This window comes from Ferruginibacter paludis (genome assembly GCF_030409685.1).
GTDB classification, from domain to species: domain Bacteria; phylum Bacteroidota; class Bacteroidia; order Chitinophagales; family Chitinophagaceae; genus Ferruginibacter; species Ferruginibacter paludis.
In genome coordinates this window covers 867,865-892,531 of sequence record NZ_JAUFQJ010000004.1, presented here as the reverse complement: position 1 = coordinate 892,531, position 24,667 = coordinate 867,865, and the positions used below count along the sequence as shown (strand labels likewise).

The following is a 24,667-nucleotide window of genomic DNA, read 5'->3' as shown; positions in this document are numbered from 1 at the left end:
GCCTCGTTATTGTATGGTTGATCTGACTAGCTATGCTGCCATCTTCTGAAAAAAATATTGTCATTCTTTGTAACAGTGCTGCGGGTGCAGGAATCGCGGTTGGCTGTGCACACCAGGTTGAGGCAGTGCTCTCATCGAAGCATATTTTGCATTCGATATATATAAACAATTGGCCGGATAATTTAGCCAGCTTCACAGATGTTTTTATAGTAGGCGGCGATGGCACGCTGAATTATTTTATCAATCGCTACACCAATATCCAACAGCCGTTAGTGTTGTTCAAAGGTGGTACGGGCAACGACTTTCATTGGCTGTTGTACGGCACTAAAATACTGGAAGACCAATTGCAAATCGCGTTACATGCAAATGCAAAACCTATAGATATGGGAAAATGTAATGGCCGTTATTTTATAAATGGCGTTGGTATTGGTTTTGAGGGAGCAGTTGTAAAGACTTTAACCGGCCGGAATAAGCTGCCTGGTAAAACTTCCTTCCTGTTTACTATTCTTAAAAAAATTTTTACTTACCGGTCGGCAAATTATTTGATACAATGCGGTGAAAAGGCAATAGCAGGCAGAAAGCTTCTGGTGGATATCAGTAATGGGCGACGTGCCGGCGGCGGATTTCACATTGCACCAAAAGCAGCAGCCAATGATGGATTACTGGATGTTGTGATTGCGGATGCGCTGACCGTTCTAAAACGGCTGCGCTACTTGCCGGTTATAGAAAAAGGCAAGCACCTCGGCCTGCCTTTTATTCATCATTTTAAGACAAACAAAATATCTGTTGAAAGTGATGAGCCCATGCCGTATCATATGGATGGCGAATATTTTGAAGCCACTAAAATAGTGATTGAGTTGGTACCAAATGCTGTGCACTTTCGCTATTGATTTTTTTAATCAACAGTAAATTATAATTCAAATTCCCACACAGTCCGGTAGCTGCCATATTTTTCTATATAGGTTAAAAATGAATTGTAAAATGCATCACCGCCAATCGTGGCGCTGTCGCCAATAATAAATAATTGTTCTTTTGCCCTGGTAATGGCAACATTCATTCTACGGTAATCTTTTAAAAATCCGATATCTCCGTCGTCATTGCTTCTTACCAAACTTAAAATAATAATTTCTTTTTCCTGCCCCTGGAAACTATCAATGGTACTGATGCGCATTGCTGCCGGCAACAGTTCTTTCGCCGCGGCAACCTGGCCATTATAGGGAGATATAAAGGCTGTCTGTTCAGGAGGCAGGGCATCTGTCTGCATTAATTTTTGTGCAACCTGTAACTCGCCTTCGTTTTGTAAACTCATGCCATTGCTGCCCTGTACCTCATTAAAACCGGATCCAGCAGTATCTATAAAGCTGATGTGTGTGCCGGTGTTTATAAGATGTGCGGCGGTATTTAATAAACCATTGTAAAAATAAGAACTGCTAAAGCCGGCAATGGATTCTTTCATCCTGTACTGAATATTCAGTAAATAAATATTACCTACAGTTGCAATACATTTTTCTAAAATGGATTGATTTAAACCAAGGCGGGCGGCTTCATTGCTTAAAATCGTCGGCGGTAATTGCAGGTGGTCGCCCGTCAATACATATTTTTCTGCCAGCGGAAATATGCACCAGGCAAGAGGTTCAATGCATTGCCCGGCTTCATCCATCACCAGGGTGTTAAAAGTGATGTGGTTGATTTTTGCATCGTGCAACCCGATAGGCGTACCGGCAACAACTTCTGCTTCAGTATATAATTTTTCTTCGTTGTAAGCCTGTATCTTTTTAATTTCCGCCCTGATGTTTTTTACTTCTTTAAATAGCAGGTTGCGCTGTTCACGCTCCGCCTTGCCGAAACTGCGTTTGTATTTCAACGCCATTTTTCTAAACTGTTCAGCCCTTATTTTCAGCTCTTTAATTTCCTTTTGTTGTTTGCTGTTTGCCAGCCTGCCCTCAGGCGTGTGTAAAAAAATCGTTTCATCTACTTTGCTTGTATTTCCCACTCTTAATACCTGTACACCCTGTGCTATCAGGCCTCTGGCAATATTATCGACTGCTGTATTACTGGGTGCAGATACCAATACTTTTTCCCCGGCTTTAATTAACTGTGTAATGGCTTCGGTTAACGTTGTGGTTTTACCAGTGCCCGGCGGCCCGTGAACAATCGTAATAAGCTCGTTTTGAACAATTGCTTTGACCGCATTTTGCTGGCTTTCATTCAGTCGCTTATTATTGAAATGAAAGACTGTATTTTTCAGGGCTGTTAATGTAATTGGGGAGGCTGTTTCATTATGTATTTGACGGAACAGCTGGTATAATTCTTTGTTGCCTTCCAGGTTGTTCAGCACAGTTTTCATGATGGTGGTCGTTCGCTGATCGGGCGCTAGCTTTATGCCTACGCCATTGTCTTCAATCCAGTCAGGAAAGTCCGGCGCAAACAACCTGAATTCGCCTGCTTTACCATCCAGGCTCATCAATACGCCTTTCACCGGTTCTTCGCCGGTGTAAAAACATTCAATGGCAGCACCATCTTTAAACTGGTTGGTTTCTGCCGGGAAATTAATGCGAAAACTTATTTCTGGATAATCGGCGTAACCAAAATTCTTTCGGGTTACCGTAATTGGATGCAAGGCCAAACCCTCTGCCTTTAATGATTTTAGCGTATGTTGCTGATCTAAACTAAAACGTTTGACCTGTTCTTTTTCTTCTAAACTGATACATTGCAATAATAAATTGATATGAGGATCTGTTACAGGCATGGCGTGAAAATACCAAGGATGAAGAGAATAAAAAAATCATTCGAAGCTGGGCTGCAGTTCCGCTTATAAAAAACAATTTTATCTTTTAACCGGATTAAGTACTTTGTAGATACTTAATGTTCCACCACCAAACTTTCTGATATGAGATTTTTTTTATATTGTCTTGTGCTGTTAATTACAGCGGGTAATGCTATTGCGCAAAACAATCCTTTATGGATGCGGTATCCTGCTATTTCTCCGGATGGAAAAACAATTGCCTTTGGGTATAAAGGAGACATTTATAAAGTAGATGCAACTGGTGGAACGGCTGTTCCTTTAACATTGCATGAGGCCCAGGATATGATGCCGGTATGGAGCCATGATGGAAAATACATTGCTTTTGCAAGCGACCGGTATGGCAATTTTGATGTGTTTGTAATGCCTTCTTCAGGTGGTACTCCAACAAGGGTTACCTATAATAGTGCACCCGATTTTCCATTTGATTTTTCCCCGGATAACAAGCAGCTTATTTTTGGAAGTTCCAGAAATATACAGGCCACTAATGTGCGGTTTTACAGCCCACGCTTATTTCAAAACCTTTACACCGTAAGCATTACCGGTGGAAGGCCGGTATTGATATCCGGCGCTGGCATGGACAGGGCACATTACAACAGCAAGGGTAATCAACTTGTTTTTGAAGACAGAAAAGGATATGAAGATCCCTGGCGAAAACACCATACATCTTCTGTAACCAGGGACATTTGGATACTGGATATTAAAGCCAATCAATACAAAAAAATAAGTGATTTTGAAGGGGAGGACAGGGAGCCTGTTTTTGGTAGTGATGATCAATCCGTTTATTACCTCAGCGAAAAAAACGGCAACCAGAATGTGTATAAAAAGGAGCTGGGTTCTGCAAACGAAAAACAATTATCTCAATTTAAAACAAATCCGGTTCGCCATTTAAGTATCAGTAAAAACAATACGCTTTGTTTTACAAATGACGGAGAAATTTACACACTTGCAGATGGAGGAACGCCACAAAAAGTAGCCATCCACATTTACAATGATGGCAGGGAAAATGTAGAAAAAAATGTAACGGTAAGCGGCAACGTGGGCGAGTTTACTTTATCTCCCAATGGTAAAGAAATAGCATTTGTAACCCGGGGAGAAGTGTTTGTTACAAGTGTAGACGGCTCTCAAACAAAACGCATTACCAATACACCGCAACAGGAACGTATGGTAAGATGGTCGCCCGATGGCAAGAGTTTAATTTACGCGGCAGAGCGCAGTGACAACTGGGATATTTACACCGCTTCTGTTGCGAGAAAAGAGGAGCCGTATTTTTATGCCGCTACGGTTATAAAAGAAGAACCATTGATTGCTACAGCAGCCGAAGAATTCTTACCCAAATATTCTCCTGATGGTAAGGAGGTGGCTTATCTTGAAAACAGGAATGTGCTTAAAATATATACACTTGCAACAAAGCAAACCCGCACTGTTATTCCAGCCGGGCATAACTACAGTTATTCTGATGGTGATATTGATTTTAGCTGGAGCCCGGATGGAAAATATATTTTGGCAGATGATGAATATTTTGGTTTTGGCGGAGCACATATCGGTATTTTAAAAACAGATGGTGAAGGAACGATCCTTCATCCAATCAACAGCGGCTTTGGAGAAGACAATCCCAAATGGGCATTGAATGGCAAATTGATCACCTGGCTTAACAACAGGGAAGGGCGCCGTTCGCTTGCATTCCAGGGCAACCGGGAAGTGGATATTTACGGCGCTTTTTTAGATCAGCCGGCCTATGACGAATTTAAACTGGCGAAAGATGATTATGCTTTACTGCTTGAAAAAAATGGTGCCGATAAAAAAGATTCCGCAACAAAAAAAGATTCTGCATCTAAACTAACTATCACAAAACCTAAAAACTGGTCGCCGGATTTTGCTGGCGTAGACAACCGGAAAGTTCGTTTAACCATTAACAGTGCTTCTATCAGCGATTATGTTGTAACAGCCGATGCCGCTAAAGTGTATTACCTCGCTTCATTTGAAAAGGGCTATGATTTATGGATAACAGAGCCACGCACTCATGATACAAAAATCCTGGCCAAGTTGGGCGGATCACCAAGTGGCATCGAAATGAGCAAAGATGGCAAGAGTGTTTTTGTAACCAACAATGGCAGCCTGTTAAAAATTGATGATGTAGGAAAATCAACACCAATCAGTATTTCAGCAGAGATGATACTGGATGCGGCGAAAGAAAGAGCTTATATATTTGATCACTGCTGGAGGCAGGTGAAGGCGAAATTTTATGATCCTAAAATTCATGGAATAGACTGGGAAATGTATAAGGATACTTACGCAAAGTTTTTACCGCACATCACCAATAATTACGATTTCCAGGAACTGCTGAGTGAAATGCTGGGAGAATTAAATGCCTCGCATACCGGCGGAAGGTATACACCGAAAATGGAAAATCCGGATGCCACAGCCGCACTGGGATTGTTGTATGATGAAACCTATACAGGCAATGGATTGAAAGTAGCAGAAGTAATAACGGGCGGCCCTGCTGATAAAGCGACGGGTAAAATTAAGCCGGGCTGTATTATTGAAATGATAGACGCACAAACAATCAGCGATACGGAAGACTGGGCAAAATTGTTAAACCGCAAAACAGGTAAAAATACGTTGCTTCAGTTATACGATGCAAAAAATAACATCCGTTTTGAAGAATCTGTCAGGCCGATATCATTTGCAGATGAAGCAGTATTGATGTATAAACGCTGGACCGCTATGATGTACAAAATGGTGGATAAACTAAGCGGCGGAAAAGTAGGTTATGTGCATGTACAAAGCATGAACGATGGTAGTTACAGAACGGTGGTAGATGAAGTAATGGGCCGCAATAAAAATAAACAGGCATTGATTGTAGATACGCGGTTCAATGGCGGTGGATGGTTACACAATGATTTAAATACTTTTTTAAGTGGCAAAACCTACCTGCGTTTTGCTCCACAGGATAACATGGTTCCTGCAACGGAACCAATGGACCGCTGGCAACAGCCAAGCTGTGTATTAATGAGCGAAAGTAATTACAGCGATGCATTTATTTTTCCTTATGTGTATAAAGATAATGGCATAGGAAAACTGATTGGCATGCCCGTTCCGGGAACAGGTACCGCAGTATGGTGGGAAACACAAATTGACCCAACCATGGTGTTTGGTATACCGATGATAGCAACTTACGGTAAGGAGAACCGGCCCACCGAAAACCTGCAACTGGAGCCGGATATCAGGGTGCCTTTGACTTACGAAGATTTTTTAAATGGCAAAGATAATCAGCTGGAAGCGGCGGTAAAGGAGATGCTGAAAACAATCGGAAACAAATAAAATGTAGTCGATTGCAATAACAAAATGGGCTGGTCATTTATAAAATGATCAGCCCATTTTTATTATTAAAGCCGTTGTTTATTTTTTCAACAAAATCAAAATGTAGGTTGATTGTTGTTTTTATTTGAATCGCTTTTAGTTGCAGTGAATTCTGGCTGGTTGGTGATAAAACTGTGGCCTGTACCAAAGCCTTTAAAATCATTTGATAAAAAATGGGAAGTAACGGATAAATCATCCCCCGTTCTTTTTACAGATAAATAGTGGAACAATGGCTTGTACTCCGATGCCAGGTCAGCTAGTTTATCAGCCGAATTACTAAGAGGCTGATGCAAGCCGCCACCACCACCAATTACTAAAAAATCTTTTCCCTGTACTTTAAAATGTTCAAAATCATGAGCATGACCGGTGATGAATAATTTTGCTTTTTTTGAACTGATAAATGCTGGTACAAAATTTTGCTGAACCGAGGTATTTGATCCAACTATAATGCTGTTGGTATAGGGCGCATGGTGACAGGTTACAATAATTGCTTTGATAGCCTCGCTGGTATCCAGCTTATTTAATTCGGCCTTGTACCAGTTGATTTGTTTTTGATTATCAGTACCGGAAAGCTTTTTGAAGTTTGAATTCAGTAGAATAACGGCAACGGAATCGGTAACGGAGACATAACCTGTACGAACATTATCGGGAAATCTCTTATCAAAATTTCTTTCTCCTTTTTTCAGCCTGCCCATTACATCATGATTTCCCAGCAAGCCGCATACCGTTGTTTTTCCGCTGCGGCAACTGTCTAAAAAAGCGTCCACCCGTTTCCATTTTCTGTTGTTGAACCCAAGGGAAACTACATCACCCAACATATATACGCTTTGTGGTTTGGCGCTTTTGATTTGCGAGAAAAGAAGAGACGTTGCCTTTTTGTTATGGGTTGGTTTAAGAATAATTTTTTCTACCAGCATCGGCTGTTGTGTATCGCTGATGAAATCCATTTCTTTGCTTACAGCATTTTCAGTCGCAGGTAACTGTGACTGGACAGCAAATGGCATTGCCGCCACTAACAACAAAATAAGTTTCGATTTCATCATGCTCAACAGAGTTTAAAATTTTATGAACTGCCACACCATTTGTACCTGCAGCCCCAAAGCATTGTCTCTTGTTTCAAAAGCATTCATCCATTTTATCTCGGCCGCCAGGCCAAATCTATGTGCAACGGGCTGCGTGTATACCACAGCAAGATCTGAGCCTAAACTAAAGAATTTTGAGTGCACATTACCATGATATTTCAGATCGCTCGTTAACAGGTAGGAGCCAATGCCTGCAAAAATACTAATCCTTTTGATAACAGGCATAGACCATACCACCATCAGCGGAACCGCATGCAGACTCACTTTGCCGGTTTCATTATTACTTTTTAGCTCATAACTGAAAAAATTATTATAGCCGCTTTCAACCCCCAGCCAAAGGCGGTGGCCGGGGTGCCACATCAGCCTGAAAGTGCCTGTGGGATTGGTTCTTGACACATTTCGAACACGGCTTTCCGGTTGAGGATTGATGTTGGCGACATAACTCGAAAAACCACCTCCAAGGTATAAAATGAAGGATGGTGTTCGCGTAATAACACTGTCTTGCTTAACAACCGGTTGTGCAAATACATTGTTAAAAAACAGGCTTGTCATGATTAAGCCTGCCAAAAAAGCTGCTTTACTGGTGTACATAATAATTATATGCTACGCATGAGGGAAAATTAGATAGTATGCCATCAAAGTGGCCTTCGTTTACAAAACGGGTGATAAATTCAGGTACATCGACTGTCCACACAAAGGCTTTTTTTCCCATCGCATGAATTTTAGCTACCTCATCATTTTGTGTACCTTCGGTAAAACGGGGTGCCCATATCAGGGCATTAGATTTGGCTACATCATCAATGCTTAACTCACACAATGACGGAGTGGAAGCATAATCCGGCAATGATAAAAATTCATCAAACTGAACCTGGGCGGGCAAGCCGATTACAATATCCAGTTTTCTGCCGGCAGCTTTCGCTTTTTGCATAAATTCATTTTGAAGCCGCTGCACGGGTTTTACACTGCCAACATATTTTGTATCCAGCCAAACAAAAGTCAATGGCGTCTGGTATACTACTGCTGTAAGCGCTTCCCGCAATGTTGGAATTTTTTCACCGTGAATCAGTCTTACAAAAACAGATAATTGGTCGTAAGTATAATTTTCGATGGGGCCGACCAAACCACTTTTTTGAATCTCCCGAAGGTTAAGTGTATTGTCGTGATACAATATCGGTACACCATCTTTTGTATATCGCACATCTACTTCAATACCTGTGCTGCCAAACTCTGAGGTTTTCAAAATCATGGCGACAGAATTTTCTGAAACAGGCAACAGATCAGATGTGCGGCCCCCGGAGCGGTGTGCAGCAATTTGAAAGGGAGTGGGACTGTGATTCAATTTGCGTGCATAGGTAAGCGTTAAGGGTGTCAATGGTTCCTGCTGCCCTTGCCCATAAAAGCCATTCATTTGCACCATGCCTTCGCTAACCAGGGGTGAATTGCTGAGCAGCAAACTTGCCCCGGCCGTAGCATCAATCGTAAGATGAACCAGGCCGGTTTCGGTACTTACCATTTTGCGCCAATAACCATTTAATAAAATAGCGCCATTCAATTGTTTTCCTTCACAAATAAAGTATGCGATGTCGGTACCAAAAAATCCTGACACGTGAAAAGTGGTATCTCCGTTATTGATTACATAACTCCATTTAACGGCAGCCAGTTTACCAAACATAACGGAGGCATTTGTAACAGTATAAACACCTTCCATAGCTGTTTTTGTGGCAGCAGGCAAGGCTTGCGCAGCCGGGTCATTAAACAGATCCCAGGTGCCTGCATCAGGCATTGTAACCTTATATTCCTTTTTACAGGCGAATAAAAAAACGGATAAAAGAAAAATGGAAATATTTTTTTTCATAAAATGAAGCCAACTGTTATTTGTGGGTAATAAATTTCCCGGTTTGTTTTGTAAAAGAGCGCCCAGGTTTGCCAGTAAAATTTATTGCTGATGGCTGAAAAGGCCAGGGTTAAATGTTTTTTATTGTAGAATGGTTGCTCTAATGCCAACGTAAAAGTTTCACCATTATAATAACGTTTGCTGGAGGAATATTTAACGGCACCGTTGGCGGCCTGGTAATACAAATTGAAAGATACCTGCGCCTTAAAAGTGATTAGCAAGTCTTTTTTTGTTTTATATCCTATAGATAGATTGGGGTAATCAATCCAACCTAGCGCCTTGCTGTCAAAGCCGCTTAATTTCAGATAGCCAAACCAAAAGCCAATGTCATTGCCTGCAGAAATATATACGTTCTCATTAATTGGCCTTACGTAATGCAGGCCTGTAGACACGTGGTTTTGTAACACCTGGAACAATAAACGACTGTCCAGGATAAAGTGATTGTTGATTTTTGTCAGCAGGTGGTAATCGCCGCAGGGAATCCTCAACCGCACTTCTTCGGTTATGTCTTCCGGCGTGGTCATTAAGGTAAAACCTATTGACGAGCGCCAGTGCTCTTTATACATCGGGTAGGGAAAATAGATCGCGGCGTGTTTTGAATGAAAGGTAGTATCCTGGGCTATCAAGGCTTGAAAAAGCAATGTGCAGCATGCTGTTAAAACCAGGGATTTAAACAAGCAGCGTATGGTAAATGTTGTTTTGATAACTGATCATTTTTGGTAAGGGAATAATCTGAAATTCTTCAGCTATATCCGGGTAAACAAACATAGCCGCAACAACTGAAACAGAATGTATGCCACAAATTCAGTTTCTCTTAAACTGGTAGATTATTGAATCCCCGGCAATAGATGCAATGCCTGCTGCGTTATAATTTTACATGCGTTACTTTTGTACATGTTTTGCTTTTTAATTACCAGAAAGCAGACTTACGACCAATATTTTAGCAAACTCAAATCATGAAACGCACTATCCGGTATTACCGCATCATTTGGTTAAAGCACGATCTTCCCGCAGGATTATCTGTTTTTCTTGTTGCATTGCCGCTGTGCCTGGGGATAGCATTGGCATCCGGCGCTCCTTTATATGCTGGTCTTTTGTCAGGCATTATCGGAGGAATAGTAGTGTCATTTGTCAGTGGCTCACAGTTAGCAGTTTCCGGCCCTGCCGCTGGCTTAACTACAATTGTTGCTGCTTCCATCATTTCATTGGGCGACTATAAGGTTTTTCTGCTGGCAGTTATGGTGGCAGGTCTGTTTCAGCTGGTGCTGGGACTTTTAAAACTGGGCGCCATCGCCAATTATTTTCCATCTTCCGTTATCAAAGGGATGTTGGCCGCGATTGGTATCATACTTATCTCCAAACAGATTCCCTTAGCACTCGGGTATGATCAGCCGGATTTCTGGACAAGCGGTTTTTTAAATCTTTTTTCTTCCAAACATTTCCTGGGCAATTTTGGCAGCTTTAATCACCACATTACCCGCGGTGCCATTTTGATTACCGTGGTTTCTTTAGGCATACTTATTTTACTGCAGCAGCCTTTTGCAAAAAAGTTAAAAGTAATTCCGGCACCTTTGCTAGTGGTGGTGCTTGGCGTAATCACCAACATCATTTTTACAAAAGTCACTTCTGATTTTTCATTAAAGCAAACGCAGCTGGTGAATATTCCATCCAACATTTTTGCAAGCATTTCCTTACCTGATTTTTCTAAAATATTTTCAACTGTTGAAATCTGGAAAGACGGACTGATCATGGGTTTGCTGGCTACGCTGGAAACCTTGCTTTGTATTGAAGCGATTGATAAACTGGATAAACGTAACCGCATTACACCCGTTAACCGGGAGCTGGTGGCGCAGGGTGTTGGTAACATCACCTGTGGATTGCTGGGCGCCATTCCAATGACGGCGGTGGTGGTTAGGGGCGCCGCCAATGTAGATGCTGGCGGAAGAACAAAATTATCGGCTTTTACGCACGGGCTATTTTTATTGCTCGCCGTTTTATTGGTTCCGTTTTTACTGAATAAAATCCCCTATGCTTCATTGGCTGCGATATTATTGGTTACTGGATTTAATCTTACCAAACCTAAACTATACCGCAATATGTTTAGTCTTGGTTGGAAACAATTTATTCCTTTTATACTGACCATTATTGTAATACTGGCCACCGATTTATTGATCGGCGTAAGCATCGGGCTGTTGATCTCCATTTACTTTATCATTCAAAATAATTTTAAAGCCGAATATAGAATTACAAAAAGTCACGAAGGCGGCATTGATACAGAATACATCAAACTCAACAGCAACGTTACCTTTTTAAACAAAGTAAAATTGCGTAAAACCCTGGATGAAGTGCCCGAATATTCTGTGCTGACAATCGACGGAAGTGAATGCAATTTTATTGATTACGACATTCTTGAAATTATCAGTGAATACCACAGCAAAGCGCATGACCGGCACATAGAATTGCACTTAAAGGGAATTGAAAAAGTTAATGTTACAGCTGTTCATTGATTTGACAGGCTGAACTTCCCTTCTTTAAAAGCTTTTGGAGTTATCCATACAATATAACCGGCTCAATCCGCATGCTGGTTGCGAGCCTACGCAGTAAACAATGGACCTCCCCGTACCATATCAAAAGTTCCATCCACACCTATAGTATTTTTTGTTACACCGTTATCACTCAATGCAGATTATAAACGCTGTCCTTTTGCCGGTAATCGTATTCGCATGTGTTTTTTAAAAATATTTTTTCTTTTTTTATTAATCAACATTGCTACGCTACCTCAATACAAATACCCCTGTTTTGATAAAATGAGACGCGGAGATGCTGACAATTGACGAAAATAGTTCAATTGAAAAATTAGCCTATATCGACCCAAACAAGCCAGCTGTTTTCATTGAGATTTTTGGGGTATATGTCGTTCATTAAATAATAGTGTCGTTAAATAAAAACATTCATGCTAGCCGGAAACAATGGGTAGTTTGCACTCGGTTTTTCATAGGATATTGGATTTAAATCGGGGCTGAATTTCTATTCTGGCCCTTTTTTTTTGAAATTAAACTTAACCTGACCGGCCAATCCTAAAAAAGATTCGTTACACCGCGATTGAATTATAGTTAATACTTTTTACAGTTGCTTACGTACCGTATCTGTAGTTAAATAAATATTTGTGTCGTTGGTTAAAATACTGCTGCCTTACAAAGTGGGTATTGTTATTTTAGAATAAGGTTACACCCGGTTTTCTTCGATCCTTCGTACCAATTAATAAAAGCTTTTCTGTTCGTGCCTGAACAATAGCTTAGCCGCTTCCAGTCCACACGGGGGCGGTTTTCTTTTTGCGCAAAATGCAGTGTTACGCCAGGGGAATTTCTAACTCAACACGGTATCCTGAGGCACTATGTACAGCGGGTTGATCGAATAATACTGTTAGTTGTGCATTGTGGCTCAGGTTAAACAAGGCAATTCTTTCCTGTACCAGCTTCTGCCCCATACCCAAACCATGATAATTTAGGTCGACTTCCATGCCATTATCTTCAAGCGCAATTGTTACCATCCCTTTCTCTACAATATTTACTTCAATTTTTATACTCCTGGCGGGCGCTTTGCTGGCCAAAACGCCATATTTAATGGCATTTTCTGCAATGGGTTGCAAAATAAGCGGAGGTAGCATTATCTGTGTAATATCAATTGCCGGATCGCAAGTAATACTGTAGTTAAAATCATTGTCTTCATTAAAACGTTGCTGTTGCAATTTCAGGTACGAATCAAGGAAAGCCAGTTCTTCGGCTACACTAATTTGTTCCTTGTTATTTGTTTCCAGGTAAGTCCTCTGCAGTCTCGAAAAATCTGACACTACCTGCAGCGCCTCATCATATTTTTCTTCCAGTATCATTGAACTAATCAGATTCATGGAATTGTACACAAAATGCGGATTTAAATTCTGTTTTAAATTTTGTAGTTTGTTTTCTATCAATCGCTTTTTCAATCTTCTTTTATCAATGTTTGATTTGATAACAATTGAAAATATAATGGCAACGGCCAGCGCAATAGCAGCAAAAAACCAGGGGTTTCTGTTAAGTGGTAAAGTTACTTTTAGTTTATGCCGGGCGATATTGTTACCGAGTTTTACAACCAGGTCGTAGTCGCCGTAATTGAGACCGTCATTAAAATTGAATTCGGAAAACTTGGAGTATTTTGTTGCCTTTAGTTTGCCGTCTGACCAAAGTTCCAGCGTTTTAAAAGAGCGGTCCTGTAAAAAATAATCGGCCAGATTAATTTTTACAGTAAAGCCAATATTCTCAAAAATGGATTTTGGGCATTCAATCGAAAAATCATCGGCACTAATTGTTGGTATTGGTCTGTCGAATTCTGTAAATGAAAATTTTGTTAAGTAATTGTTGGTGCTGATAAGCAACGAATCGCCGACAATGATGGGCTTTTTAATTTGATTATACGAACCGAAATAATAGTATCCTACCGGTACCATGGCAGAATTCATTTGCATAATTCCGTTGTCGTTCAAAATATAAACTTTATCATCTTTTGATAAAATCCACCTGGTGCCGATAACATCAAACAATGTTGAATAGGTTGAAAAAGAATGTAGGAAAATAAGCCGGCGGTTTATATAATCAATTTTATACTTCCTTATCTCATCTTTTAAAAGTGCATAAATAGTATCCCGCCCAATTGTAAAGTCGTTTATAAAATGGATAGATGTATCTGTGCAGGTAAGTGGGTATCCCTCTTTTTCGGATACCGCAAAAAACCCCTTTTCCTTGCTTAATAAAATGATTTTGTTATTTAGCTTAAACACCATCGGGTTGTGAGAAATAACGTGCTCAATAACTGCAGTTTTTTTTGTTATGAGGTTACATTTAGACACACCACCATCCCTATAAAAATAAAAAATCGTGCCGTTGATTCTTTCTATGGCTGCAATATTATTGTTTACCACGGTATGATTAACCGGCAACACATCCAATGGTTGCAGGGAAGTAGCATTGTATAATTTGATGAAGTTGTCATTGGCATAAATTAGCGTATCCCCGCATAAATTCATGGAAGATATAATATCGGCTATCTTATTTTTTGAATTCAGGTTTAAGGGAGATTTACTGTCTGTAGTACTGAATTTTTGAAAATAATCATCGGTATAAATAAATACACTTTTGTCGTTGGCAACAATATTGCATTCAGTTGGTTTGTCAATCATTGAGCAGCCTCCTATGCCACTTTGAAGAAAAAGGCCGTTATTAATGGTACCGTAAGTTAAAATATTATTTACCGGATCGAGTGCCAGGCAGGTGATATAATCAGCAGCCTTAATGGACATGTAAGTGTAGTCTGGATTTAGTATGCACAGTAACCCTTTCCGGTTACTGATGGTATCACCGACGGCCAAAATAAGTTTGTCGTTTTGCTCGGCGATGTCCCAAACCATGTAGCCTACACCCAGCTTTTTTAAAAAATTGAGCGACATTGGCGGCTTACCTTTTTCTACAATCAGTAAAGATTGCAACTGGCCTCCGCTGCCAAGAAATAATTTATTGTTGAAGCATAAGGAAGAAGTATAGTGTTCCGCGTATAGCTTCGTATTGTTTTGAAAAAACAGGCTGTTACAGTTTTCTTCGAATGCGCCGTTTTTGAAACGTACAATTTGCTTGGATGGATAGGCAAGTCCGTATTGATTATTGTCAAGCTGAAACATATCAATCAAATAATCATCGTTAATGGCAGAGGTTAGTGGTATTTGACGAAGGCTGTTAAAAGTCCACAAGTAGGGGCCCGTGTCTGAAAGTATAAATACCTGCTTACCGAATATTTTTAATTTGCGTATTTGAGGAATGGAAGCAGGACCATAGTATTTATGCAAATTGCCGGTAAGCTGATTGAAAATATACAAGCCTTCATAGCTGGTGCCAATAAACACCAGGCTGTCTAAAAATTCAATAGCCTGGATGCTTTTATGTTGTATTGCTTCAATAATCTTTTTTTGGGCGATCGAATTGGCATTGTGGATATCCAGTCCATAATCAGTACCAATCCAAAATCTTCCTTTACCGTCAATCTTAATACATCTTACGGTATTCGACTGAAGCCCGTTGGTTACATCCAGCTCTGGCCAAAGTTTTTCATTTTGTGCAGTTGCAGTTACATGAAAAGCCAGTATTAAAAGTGCAACGATAACTCCTTTGCCCCAACCCTTGAAACTGGCAGACATGTATTGTGGATTGTAGTGAGTGAATTTTTTTTAAATGATTTTATCATCGTTTTGTTGATGATGTACGACTTGTGAATTCTAATAAAATCTTTGCCCAGCACATCTGTCATTGATTTTAAAGTTTTCGCCGTAATATACTCCCTGTTTTTTATTAAATAGATTTTTGAGTAAGCGCCCTCAGCCTGTAAAAATACAATTTCATCCAGCGGTATCGGTATGGTTTCGCCCTGGTCTTTAATGTGCAGGTATTTTTTTATAGCATCTGAATCTGCCAGTATTTCCTTTTCATACCTGTCTACACAAAGCTTAAATTCTGCGGGGTTAATTGGTTTTAGCAGATAATCAAACGCATTTTCCTTAATGGCTTTAATGGCAAATTCGGAATACGCGGTAACAAACACCACTTTGGTATCGTTTGCTAAATGAGGTATCAGGTCAAAGCCGGATTGGTTATTGAGATTTATATCCAAAAAGCAAATATTAAAATGCTGTTGCTTAACAATCTCAATGGCCTGATCAAGCGCCGAAGCTGTAACAATCTTTTCAAATAAATAATAGCAATTTTTATTCAGCAAAATTTTCAGTGACGATCTTCCGCTATGCTCATCATCTACAATTAGGGCAGTTAGTTTTGTACTCAACATGTGGAAGCTAATTTTAGCGAAATTTAAGACAATACTTTAATATTAAACAAATTGCACGCAATGGCTATATCTTACAGGCAGGTATAGCAGGACGAAATATGTGGATTTAAAAACTAGTTTCGGGAACTCAAAAAAGGAAATTACCTGTTATAAATTTAATTAAAAACTTCTTGCAGCATCTCCCTGGACCTTTAAAAATGAAGGATATCCAAATGAGGTAACGACTATTGAGTTGAATAAAAGGCTTCCAAAATTAAAACCCCTGTTTTATACAGGGGTTTTAATTTTGAGTAGTTGGGTTACTAGGATTCGAACCTAGAAAGACAGAATCAAAATCTGTTGTGTTACCATTACACCATAACCCAATTAATGTCCCGGTTTGTGTTTGGGACTGCAAATTTAGGGTTTGAAGGTAAAACAGCCAAAATCATTTTGCAATTTATACAGACTGTTATTTTAGTCATCTACCTATTCCATGGTTACCAGGTAATAGTTCTTTTTACCCTTTTGTACCAACAGGTATTTTTGATGCAGCAAACCATCAGCGGTGATTACCGTTTCAATAGAATCTGTTTTAAGTTTATTAATACTCACGCCGCCGCCCTGCACCATTTTACGGGCTTCACTTTTGCTGGGAAATATTTTTGTATCTGCTAAAAAACTTACAATATCGACACCGGTAGCAGCCACAGTTTTAGAAAAATCAACTGTAGGTACGCCTTCCATCACCTGTAATAATTGTTCTTCTGTCAACTGCTGTAAAATTTCTGCCGTATCATTATTAAACAGAATTTCAGAGGCTTTTACCGCAAAATCGTAATCCGAACGGCTATGTACAAAACACGTAACTTCTTCTGCCAGTTTTTTCTGTAAAACCCGCTGGTGCTCGTTTCCTTTGTGCTGAGCTAATAAGGTGTCAATCTCTTCCCTGCTGAGTAAAGTAAAAATTTTGATGTATTTTTCTGCGTCTGCATCTGCTGCGTTTAACCAAAATTGATAAAACTGGTAGGGGGAAGTTTTCTTAGGATCAAGCCAGATATTGCCTTTTTCTGTCTTCCCAAATTTACCTCCATCAGCTTTAGTTAACAACGGGCAGGTAAAAGCAAAAGCCTCGCCGCCGCTTTTTTTGCGAATGATTTCTGTACCCGTTACAATATTGCCCCATTGATCGCTGCCACCCATTTGCAGCTTGCAGCCTTTGTTCTTATTTAGCCAATAAAAGTCGTAACCCTGTACCAGCTGGTAAGTAAATTCTGTAAAGCTCATACCGTTATCACCTTCCAGTCTTTTACGCACGCTGTCTTTGCTCATCATGTAATTAACGGTAATATATTTGCCCACTTCTTTAATGAAGTTCAAAAAAGTAAAATCTTTAAACCAATCGTAATTATTAGCCATTTCTGCTGCATTGGGTTGGGTGGCGGTAAAGTCCAGGAACTTTTCCAGCTGGGCTTTTACGCAAACAACATTGTGGTTTAATACGTCTTCGCTTAACAAGTTCCTTTCTTCGCTTTTTCCACTGGGGTCGCCCACCATACCGGTGGCGCCGCCAACAAGCGCAATAGGTTTATGGCCGCAACGTTGAAGGTGTTTCAATAATAAAATGGGCACCAGGCTTCCGATATGCAAGCTGTCAGCAGTCGGGTCAAACCCGATATACCCAATGGTCATTTCTTTCATCAGTTGCTCTTCTGTACCAGGCATAATATCCTGTAACATTCCCCGCCATTGTAATTCCTGTATTAAATTTATCATTATCGCTCTTTTAATTTATCAGTCAACTTTTCAGAAGAAAAGTTTTGCAAAAGTGCTTAGAAAAAATGAAAAATTGGATTCTGTTTATCCGGAATCCAACAATTTTTGCCGGTAATACTTGTGTGTTTTTACATATGAATTAAAGTTTACTCCGGCGAGCCAGGCTGCACTGGTCTTTCTGAAAAAAAAATTGGCCGCTGTGATGGAGGTAAATGATGTTAATGACTTCCTTGAAAGCAGCCTTTCTTCTTAACGCAGCGTCTATCCGTTAAAAAGTACACCACACAACACTTTGATGATTGCCTTTTTAAAATGGATAATTTATCTTTAAATGATACAATTTTTTAATGAGTCAATAGCACAATTTACTTAATGCAAATGCGTTTTGGTTTCAAAGGCATTAAAATCCAAGCGCATTAAACCGGAAATTAACTATTTATGAGTTCAAAACTGGCCACTTTTTTACTAAGCACAGTGTTATTCCCGATTGCTTCCTTTTCTCAATTCAGAAAATATTCCAATGAATTTCTCAATATAGGTGCGGGTGCAAGGGGCCTCGCCATGGGCAGCGCACAGGTAGCTTCGGTGCAGGATGGTACCGCGGGTTACTGGAACCCGGCTGGCCTTGCAGGTGTAAAAGATCACCCGGAAGTGAATTTGATGCACGCTGAATATTTTGCCGGAATTGGTAAGTATGATTTTGGCTCTGTAGCCATTCCAATCCAGGATAATAAAAGAACGATCGGCGTTTCACTGTTGCGGTTTGCTGTAGATGATATTCCCAATACTTTATTTCTGGTTCAACCCGATGGTAGTGTAGACTATGGAAGTATTACCAGTTTTTCTTCTGCCGATTATGCCATGTTGTTTTCTTATGCCCAAAAAGTGGTGGAAACGGAGGACAAGCTTGTCAGTTTTGGTGTAAATGCAAAAGTAATACACCGCAAAGTAGGCCAGTTTGCTACTGCATGGGGTTTTGGTATAGACGCGGGTGTACAAATGCACGGTAAACAGTGGCACCTGGGCCTTGTAGCCAAAGATTTAACAACCACTTTTAACGCCTGGGCTTTTACTTTTACCGATAAGGAGAAACAGGTTTTATATCTTACTAAAAATGATATTCCCGTTCGTTCAACCGAGCTAACATCGCCGCGTTTAACCCTTGGCGGTGGGTACGATTTTCAATTTAGCCCTTCCTTCAGTTTGTTAGCCGAAGCTAATTTAGACCTTACATTTGATGGTAAGCGAAATACAGTTATCAGCAGCAACCCGGTAAGCGTTGATCCGCACCTTGGCCTGGAAGCCAACATCAAAGGTGTTTTTTTCATCAGGGCCGGGGTTACCAATTTTCAAAAAGCACTATCTGATGGGGACACACTGAATCAAAAAAAAGTGTGGATATACCAGCCAAGTCTGGGCGCTGGCGTAAAAATAAAAAATGTTACGCTGGACTATGCCTACAGCAACCTCGCCAATCAATCCAACCCACTGTACACTCATATATTTTCACTTCGTTTTACACTGGTGAAAAGAGAGAAAGAGTAAAACACATAATATAACCGAACAGCAAAATGAAAAAATTTTTATTGCCAATATTCCTGTTGATTGCATCGGGCACTTATGCGCAGCTCAATAACAGCTGGATAGATTATAGCAAAACATATTTTAAATTTAAAGTGGGTACAACGGGTGTGTGCCGTATTAGCCAGGCTGCTGTTTCAGCGGCGGGTTTGGGCAGCATTCCTGCTGAACAATTTCAGTTATGGCGCAATGGTGAAGAGGTGAGACTTTTTACCTCTGTGCCTTCGGGAACGTTAACAGCCAATGACTATATTGAATTTTTGGGTGTAAAAAATGACGGTAAACCTGATAAAAATCTTTATCGCGATACGGCTTACCAGTTGTCGGACAGTTTTAGTATTCATACAGATACATCAACTTACTTTCTCACGGTCAACCCGTCGGGAAACAATTTGCGGTTTCAGAATGCCATCAATAATGTAGCAGGCAATACGCTTTCTCCGGACGCGTATTTTATGCGTAAAGTAGGAGCCTCTTTTAAATCACAATACAATCGTGGCTATGCTGCTATTGTGGGAGAATATGTTTATTCTTCTTCTTACGATATGGGTGAGGGCTATACAAGCGACAATGTTTCACCCTGTAGTGGTTGCGATCTTTACACCACATTTAATAACCTTAATGTGTATACGGCGGGTCCTCCCAACAGCGTGTCCTTTTATATTTCGGCATTTGGTAATGCTTTGTATACAAGAAATTTAAAAGTGAGTTTTTATAATAACATTCTTTTTAATGATGTACCCATGAACTATTTCAGCATCGTTAAAAAGCAGGTGAATAATATACCATTGAGTATTCTTCAAAGCCCTGACAATTTGCAGGTAGCTGTTAACGGATACACACCCCCGCCGGGAGTGTCAAATTCCAACGATCACATTGTTGTGGGCGAAATGGTGCTAACTTATCCTGCTAAATTTAATTTTAACAACGAAAAGAATTTTTATTTTGAATTAGCCCCTTCTTCTACCGGCAATTACCTGGTAATCGATAATTTTAATGCCGGCTCTGCGCCGCCGGTTTTGTATAATCTCAATACCGGAGAGCGATACACAGGCGATATTTCCGCGCCGGGCCAGGTTCGCTTTGCCTTACCGGTCTCTAACGAACCAATAAGAAAATTTAACCTGGTAAATGAAGAAGGTAATAATATAACAACCATTGATAACCTTACGGCAAGGTCATTTATTAATTACGCGTTAACAGCCAACCAGGGCGACTACCTGATTATATCTAACCCGGTTCTTTTTAATGACGGCAACGGGGTGAATTACGTGGATGAATATAGAAAATACAGGGCTTCAGCCGCCGGAGGAAGTTTTCATCCTATAGTGCTTACCATTGATGAGCTGAATGATCAGTTTGCTTTTGGAATAAAAAAACATCCGGCTGCAATACGCGATTTTATTCGTTACGCCGATCAGCAATTCAGTATCAAACCCAAATATGTTTTGATCCTGGGCAGAGGTATGAATTCAATTGAATACAAACAAAATGAGAACGATCCTATAACAGAGAAAATAGATTTGGTGCAAAGCTTTGGCTGGCCTGCGTCGGATGTATTGTTGGCATGTCCTCCCGGTCAAAACGTGCCCCTGGTACCCATTGGCAGAATTGCCGCCATTAACGGCACTGAAATTAAATACTATCTTAATAAGGTAAAACAATATGAACAGGTACAGGCTTCAACAAGCCAAACGGTTGCTGATAAAGCATGGATGAAAAATATCATCAATGTTGCCGGCGGTGGAGACAATTCCGAAACTGATCTTTTTGTGAATTACCTGAATGATTACAAAGCACTTGCTGAAGACAGCGCTTTCGGCGGGCATGTGGAAACCTTCATTAAAGCTACCAGTTCCGCTGTTGAACAGGCAAACGGTGACCGCATACAGCAACTGGTAAGTGGGGGCGTAAGCTTAATTCAGTATTTCGGACACTCTTCAGCAAATACACTGGCCTTTAACTTAAACAGTCCGGAAGTATATACCAACGATAGTAAATATCCATTTTTTAATGTAAGCGGCTGTAGTGCGGGTAACTTTTTTATTTTCGATCCAGCCCGTTTGGCAGGTAACTCAACTTTGTCAGAGAAGTGGGTATTGGCAGATCAGCGGGGAAGTATTGGTTTTATAGCCAGTACACATTTGGGCATTCCTCCTTTTCTCAATTTTTTCAACGATAAATTCTATGAGAATTTTGCCCTTGATCTCTACGGAAGTTCTGTCGGGAACCAATTAAAAAACACGTTACAAATGCTGGGTGGTAATCCGCAGGCGCTTGACTTTTATACCCGCATTCACCTGGAAGAATTGAATTTGCATGGTGATCCCGCAGTTAAAATAAATTCATCTGCCTTACCCGATTTCATTGTAGAAGACCAGTTGATAAAAGTTAGTCCGGCTGTTATTTCCGTTGCGGACAACAGTTTTTCTGTGTCAGTTAAAATGATGAATATTGGTAAAGTCACCAACGACTCCATCAGGGTGTCTGTTATAAGAAAGCTACCCAACGATTCTTCTAAAATTATTTTTAACCAGTTGGTTCCCGCTTTCAAGTACGCTGATTCTTTAACTTTCACAGTGCCGATCAACCCGGCCACAGATAAAGGACTAAATAAAATAATTGTAACACTGGATGTTGACAACAGGGTGCAGGAAGTATCTGAAACAAATAATACTATTACCAAAGAGTTTTATATCCTGGAAGATGAAATCCGGCCGGTATCGCCTTATAATTTTTCCATTGTAAATAAGCAGCAAATAACTTTCAGTGCATCCACAGCCAATCCGTTAAGCGGGCAGCGCCAATATGTGATGGAACTGGATACAACAGAGTTGTTTAATTCGCCGTTTAAAAAACAATACACGGCTTCCGGTGTTGGTGGTGCAGTTGAATTTGTGCCCAATAATATAACTTTTGCAGACAGCACCGTGTATTACTGGAGAACTTCCATGATACCAATCAACGGGGCGCCGCAAATATGGAATTCTTTCTCTTTTGTTTACCTTCCCAATGGCGGTACGGGTTTTAACCAGTCCCATTATTTTCAGTTCTTAAAAAATACATTCAGCAGTACCATCGGCCTTGACAGTGACAGGGTATTCCGGTACACTAATAAGCAGAGAATACTTACCATCAGAACAGGTATCTATCCCTTTACAACCTATGAAAGAATAAATGTAAATCTTGATTTTGATCAGCTTGACCTGTTTGGTTGTAAGTACAATTCCCTGCAGTTTTTTGTATACGATCCAAGCACACTGCAGCCCTGGAAAAATGTAAAAGTAACCAACCCTGTTACCGGAGAAGTTACAGGCCGCTTTGGCAGTGTGGTTCCCTGTTTGCGGGATGCAGCTTCAGATGGTTCAAGAAACTTCTTCGAATTTCCATACAATGATTCGCTGAAATACAGAAAAAGGGCAATGGATTTTATTGATAGTATTCCTGCCGGAATGTATGTTTCCATTACAAACCTGGGCATGTTTAGTAATACTAAGTTTATCGACTCCTGGAAGGCAGACCAGGCTATTTTGGGCGCAGGAAACACACTGTATGACAAATTAAAATCAATGGGGCTTAGCAAGATTGACAGCTTTACAAAAAATATTCCTTTCGTATTCTTATTCAGGAAGAATACACCGGTATTTACCCCTCAGCAAATAGTGGGTACACTTGCAAGTGATCAGCTTGAGCCTTCTTTCAGTCTGCCTACAAAATATATATCGGGTACGATAGAGTCACCGCTTTTTGGACCTGCACAAACCTGGTCGTCGTTACACTGGCGTGGAACAACCAATGATGCAACCAATTCAGATACAGTGAGTGTGGCTGTATATGGGGTAACGGCTGCCGGCAACCAAACATTAATGGCTACAGTAAAACCGGCTACGGATACAACGCTTGCATTTATTAATGCCACCACATACCCTTACCTTAAGTTAAAAATGGCTAACGGGGACCCTTTATACGCAACACCAAAGCAGTTGTCTTACTGGCGGGTAAATGCTACCTATGTACCTGAAGGATCAATAGCACCCAATATTTTATATACCATGAAAGATTCGGTGGAACAGGGTGATAAAATTAATTTTTCACTGGCGTTTAAAAATATAAGTACAGTCGCTTTTGATAGCTTAAAAGTTAAGTTCGTAATTACAGACCGTAATAATTTAGCGCATCCGATCGCTATCTCTAAACGCAAAGCACTGATGGCAGGGGATACACTGGTGGTAAGCTACAGTATTGACTCCAAAGATTATCCGGGTAGTAATACGTTGTATATAATGATTAATCCCGACAATGATCAGCCGGAACAATACCTGTATAATAATTTTCTTTACAAGGTGTTCTATGTAAAAGAAGATAAATTTAATCCCTTGCTGGATGTAACTTTTGACGGAGTACATATTTTAAACAGGGATATCATTGCAGCCAAACCGCATATCTTGGTGAAACTTAAAGATGAAAGCCATTTCCTTGCCTTGGCTGATACGGCCTTGTTAAAACTACAGGTGCGTTTTCCTGATGGCAACTTACGGAATTATTTCTTCGGGGATTCAGTGCGGTTCAATCCTGCCAACCTAGCCACCGGCGAAAATACAGCATCGATTGACTTTATGCCTTACTTCCCTGAAGATGGAGACTACCAGTTAATTGTATCGGGTAAAGATGTGGTGGGCAATAAAGCGGGTAAGCTGCAGTACCAGGTTACATTTAGTGTAATCAATAAACCGATGATCAGCAATATGCTGAATTACCCGAATCCGTTTACTACTTCTACCGCATTTGTTTTTACTGTAACCGGAAGTGAAGTACCGCAAAATATCCGGATACAAATATTAACCATTACCGGTAAGGTAGTACGGGAAATAACCAAAGATGAACTGGGGCCAATAAGAATAGGTAGAAATATTACCGATTTTAAATGGGATGGTACTGATGCTTTTGGACAAAAGCTGGCTAATGGCGTTTATTTGTACAGGGTGATTACAAATCTGAATGGAAAATCGCTTGATAAATATACTGGTACCAATGGCAATGTTGACTCTAACGGCAAACCCGTAACAGTCACCAGCGGTCTCGGTGGTATTGATAAGTACTTTAACAACGGGTATGGTAAAATGTACCTGATGAGATAGCATCAGATAGATGTGTTCGCAACAGAAAATAATTTAAAAAAAAGCGTGCTATACAGCACGTTTTTTTATTGCAGTCAGATAATAAATATGGTAAATCTGCTGACGCTACCGGCAAGGTGTTGTTGAAAAAGCCGGAAGCATATGGATAAACTGGCTGGTAAAGGTTAGCCTGACTTCTTGCGGAAAA

General features: G+C 40.3%; 13 protein-coding genes and 1 tRNA gene. 5 read left to right on the top strand and 9 right to left on the bottom strand.

Annotated features, from left to right (window positions below; genetic code table 11):
• Positions 1–32 precede the first annotated feature (32 nt).
• Complete coding sequence (locus tag QWZ08_RS09330; RefSeq protein ID WP_290337126.1) at positions 33–890, top strand: diacylglycerol/lipid kinase family protein; 858 nt, start codon at positions 33–35, stop codon at positions 888–890.
• Positions 891–910: 20 nt separating this feature from the next.
• Here the strand turns inward: QWZ08_RS09330 and QWZ08_RS09325 are convergent, their stop codons facing one another.
• A complete protein-coding gene (locus QWZ08_RS09325; protein WP_290337125.1) occupies positions 911–2,749 on the bottom strand; it encodes an AAA domain-containing protein in 1,839 nt (612 codons plus the stop codon).
• A 141-nt stretch (positions 2,750–2,890) separates the two neighbouring features.
• Between QWZ08_RS09325 and QWZ08_RS09320 the strand changes: the two genes are divergently transcribed.
• The gene (locus QWZ08_RS09320; RefSeq protein ID WP_290337124.1) at positions 2,891–6,127 is read left to right on the top strand and encodes a S41 family peptidase; all 3,237 of its coding nucleotides are present in this window, start codon (positions 2,891–2,893) and stop codon (positions 6,125–6,127) included.
• Between the two features lie 95 nt (positions 6,128–6,222).
• On the opposite strand, the gene QWZ08_RS09315 is transcribed toward QWZ08_RS09320, so the two are convergent.
• Genes QWZ08_RS09315 through QWZ08_RS09300 form a run of 4 tightly spaced genes read right to left on the bottom strand, consistent with a single transcriptional unit; the run spans position 6,223 to position 9,783 of the window.
• Positions 6,223–7,209 carry a metallophosphoesterase family protein gene (locus tag QWZ08_RS09315; protein ID WP_290337123.1) on the bottom strand — a complete coding sequence of 329 codons (987 nt, stop codon included), beginning with the start codon at positions 7,207–7,209 and terminating at the stop codon, positions 6,223–6,225.
• 12 nt (positions 7,210–7,221) lie between these two features.
• Positions 7,222–7,800 (bottom strand): porin family protein, encoded by a 579-nt coding sequence (locus tag QWZ08_RS09310; protein ID WP_290337122.1) that lies wholly within the window; start codon positions 7,798–7,800, stop codon positions 7,222–7,224.
• Between the two features lie 25 nt (positions 7,801–7,825).
• A complete protein-coding gene (locus QWZ08_RS09305) occupies positions 7,826–9,103 on the bottom strand; it encodes a glycerophosphodiester phosphodiesterase (protein WP_290337121.1) in 1,278 nt (425 codons plus the stop codon).
• Positions 9,100–9,783, bottom strand: coding sequence for a hypothetical protein (locus QWZ08_RS09300; RefSeq protein ID WP_290337120.1), 684 nt, complete (start codon positions 9,781–9,783; stop codon positions 9,100–9,102). The genes QWZ08_RS09305 and QWZ08_RS09300 overlap by 4 nt, the downstream gene beginning before the upstream one ends.
• A 315-nt stretch (positions 9,784–10,098) precedes the next feature.
• Here QWZ08_RS09300 and QWZ08_RS09295 point away from each other — a divergent pair, with 315 nt between their 5' ends.
• Positions 10,099–11,649 carry a SulP family inorganic anion transporter gene (locus tag QWZ08_RS09295; protein ID WP_290337119.1) on the top strand — a complete coding sequence of 517 codons (1,551 nt, stop codon included), beginning with the start codon at positions 10,099–10,101 and terminating at the stop codon, positions 11,647–11,649.
• Between the two features lie 842 nt (positions 11,650–12,491).
• On the opposite strand, the gene QWZ08_RS09290 is transcribed toward QWZ08_RS09295, so the two are convergent.
• The 4 genes from QWZ08_RS09290 to tyrS form a co-directional block, all read right to left on the bottom strand.
• On the bottom strand, positions 12,492–15,362 hold the full coding sequence (locus tag QWZ08_RS09290) for a sensor histidine kinase (RefSeq protein ID WP_290337118.1): 2,871 nt from the start codon (positions 15,360–15,362) through the stop codon (positions 12,492–12,494).
• On the bottom strand, positions 15,311–16,006 hold the full coding sequence (locus QWZ08_RS09285; protein ID WP_290337117.1) for a LytR/AlgR family response regulator transcription factor: 696 nt from the start codon (positions 16,004–16,006) through the stop codon (positions 15,311–15,313). The genes QWZ08_RS09290 and QWZ08_RS09285 overlap by 52 nt, the downstream gene beginning before the upstream one ends.
• A gap of 294 nt (positions 16,007–16,300) precedes the next feature.
• Positions 16,301–16,371, bottom strand: a tRNA-Gln gene (locus QWZ08_RS09280).
• A 103-nt stretch (positions 16,372–16,474) separates the two neighbouring features.
• Positions 16,475–17,761, bottom strand: coding sequence for a tyrosine--tRNA ligase (tyrS, locus tag QWZ08_RS09275; RefSeq protein WP_290337116.1), 1,287 nt, complete (start codon positions 17,759–17,761; stop codon positions 16,475–16,477).
• Between the two features lie 438 nt (positions 17,762–18,199).
• Here tyrS and QWZ08_RS09270 point away from each other — a divergent pair, with 438 nt between their 5' ends.
• Both QWZ08_RS09270 and porU2 read left to right on the top strand, forming a co-directional pair.
• On the top strand, positions 18,200–19,306 hold the full coding sequence (locus QWZ08_RS09270; protein WP_290337115.1) for a putative type IX sorting system protein PorV2: 1,107 nt from the start codon (positions 18,200–18,202) through the stop codon (positions 19,304–19,306).
• Positions 19,307–19,332: 26 nt separating this feature from the next.
• Positions 19,333–24,480, top strand: a complete 5,148-nt coding sequence (gene porU2 / locus QWZ08_RS09265; RefSeq protein WP_290337114.1) for a putative type IX secretion system sortase PorU2 — start codon at positions 19,333–19,335, stop codon at positions 24,478–24,480.
• The last annotated feature ends 187 nt before the right edge of the window (positions 24,481–24,667 follow it).

Excerpts from the sequence above, each read along its gene's own strand:
- QWZ08_RS09315 (WP_290337123.1), bottom strand. The coding sequence starts at position 7,209 with ATGATGAAATCGAAACTTATTTTGTTGTTAGTGGCGGCAATGCCATTT.
- QWZ08_RS09290 (WP_290337118.1), bottom strand. The coding sequence starts at position 15,362 with ATGTCTGCCAGTTTCAAGGGTTGGGGCAAAGGAGTTATCGTTGCACTT.
- QWZ08_RS09305 (WP_290337121.1), bottom strand. The coding sequence starts at position 9,103 with ATGAAAAAAAATATTTCCATTTTTCTTTTATCCGTTTTTTTATTCGCC.
- tyrS (WP_290337116.1), bottom strand. The coding sequence starts at position 17,761 with ATGATAAATTTAATACAGGAATTACAATGGCGGGGAATGTTACAGGAT.
- QWZ08_RS09270 (WP_290337115.1), top strand. The coding sequence starts at position 18,200 with ATGAGTTCAAAACTGGCCACTTTTTTACTAAGCACAGTGTTATTCCCG.
- QWZ08_RS09310 (WP_290337122.1), bottom strand. The coding sequence starts at position 7,800 with ATGACAAGCCTGTTTTTTAACAATGTATTTGCACAACCGGTTGTTAAG.
- QWZ08_RS09330 (WP_290337126.1), top strand. The coding sequence starts at position 33 with ATGCTGCCATCTTCTGAAAAAAATATTGTCATTCTTTGTAACAGTGCT.
- porU2 (WP_290337114.1), top strand. The coding sequence starts at position 19,333 with ATGAAAAAATTTTTATTGCCAATATTCCTGTTGATTGCATCGGGCACT.
- QWZ08_RS09295 (WP_290337119.1), top strand. The coding sequence starts at position 10,099 with ATGAAACGCACTATCCGGTATTACCGCATCATTTGGTTAAAGCACGAT.
- QWZ08_RS09320 (WP_290337124.1), top strand. The coding sequence starts at position 2,891 with ATGAGATTTTTTTTATATTGTCTTGTGCTGTTAATTACAGCGGGTAAT.
- QWZ08_RS09285 (WP_290337117.1), bottom strand. The coding sequence starts at position 16,006 with ATGTTGAGTACAAAACTAACTGCCCTAATTGTAGATGATGAGCATAGC.
- QWZ08_RS09325 (WP_290337125.1), bottom strand. The coding sequence starts at position 2,749 with ATGCCTGTAACAGATCCTCATATCAATTTATTATTGCAATGTATCAGT.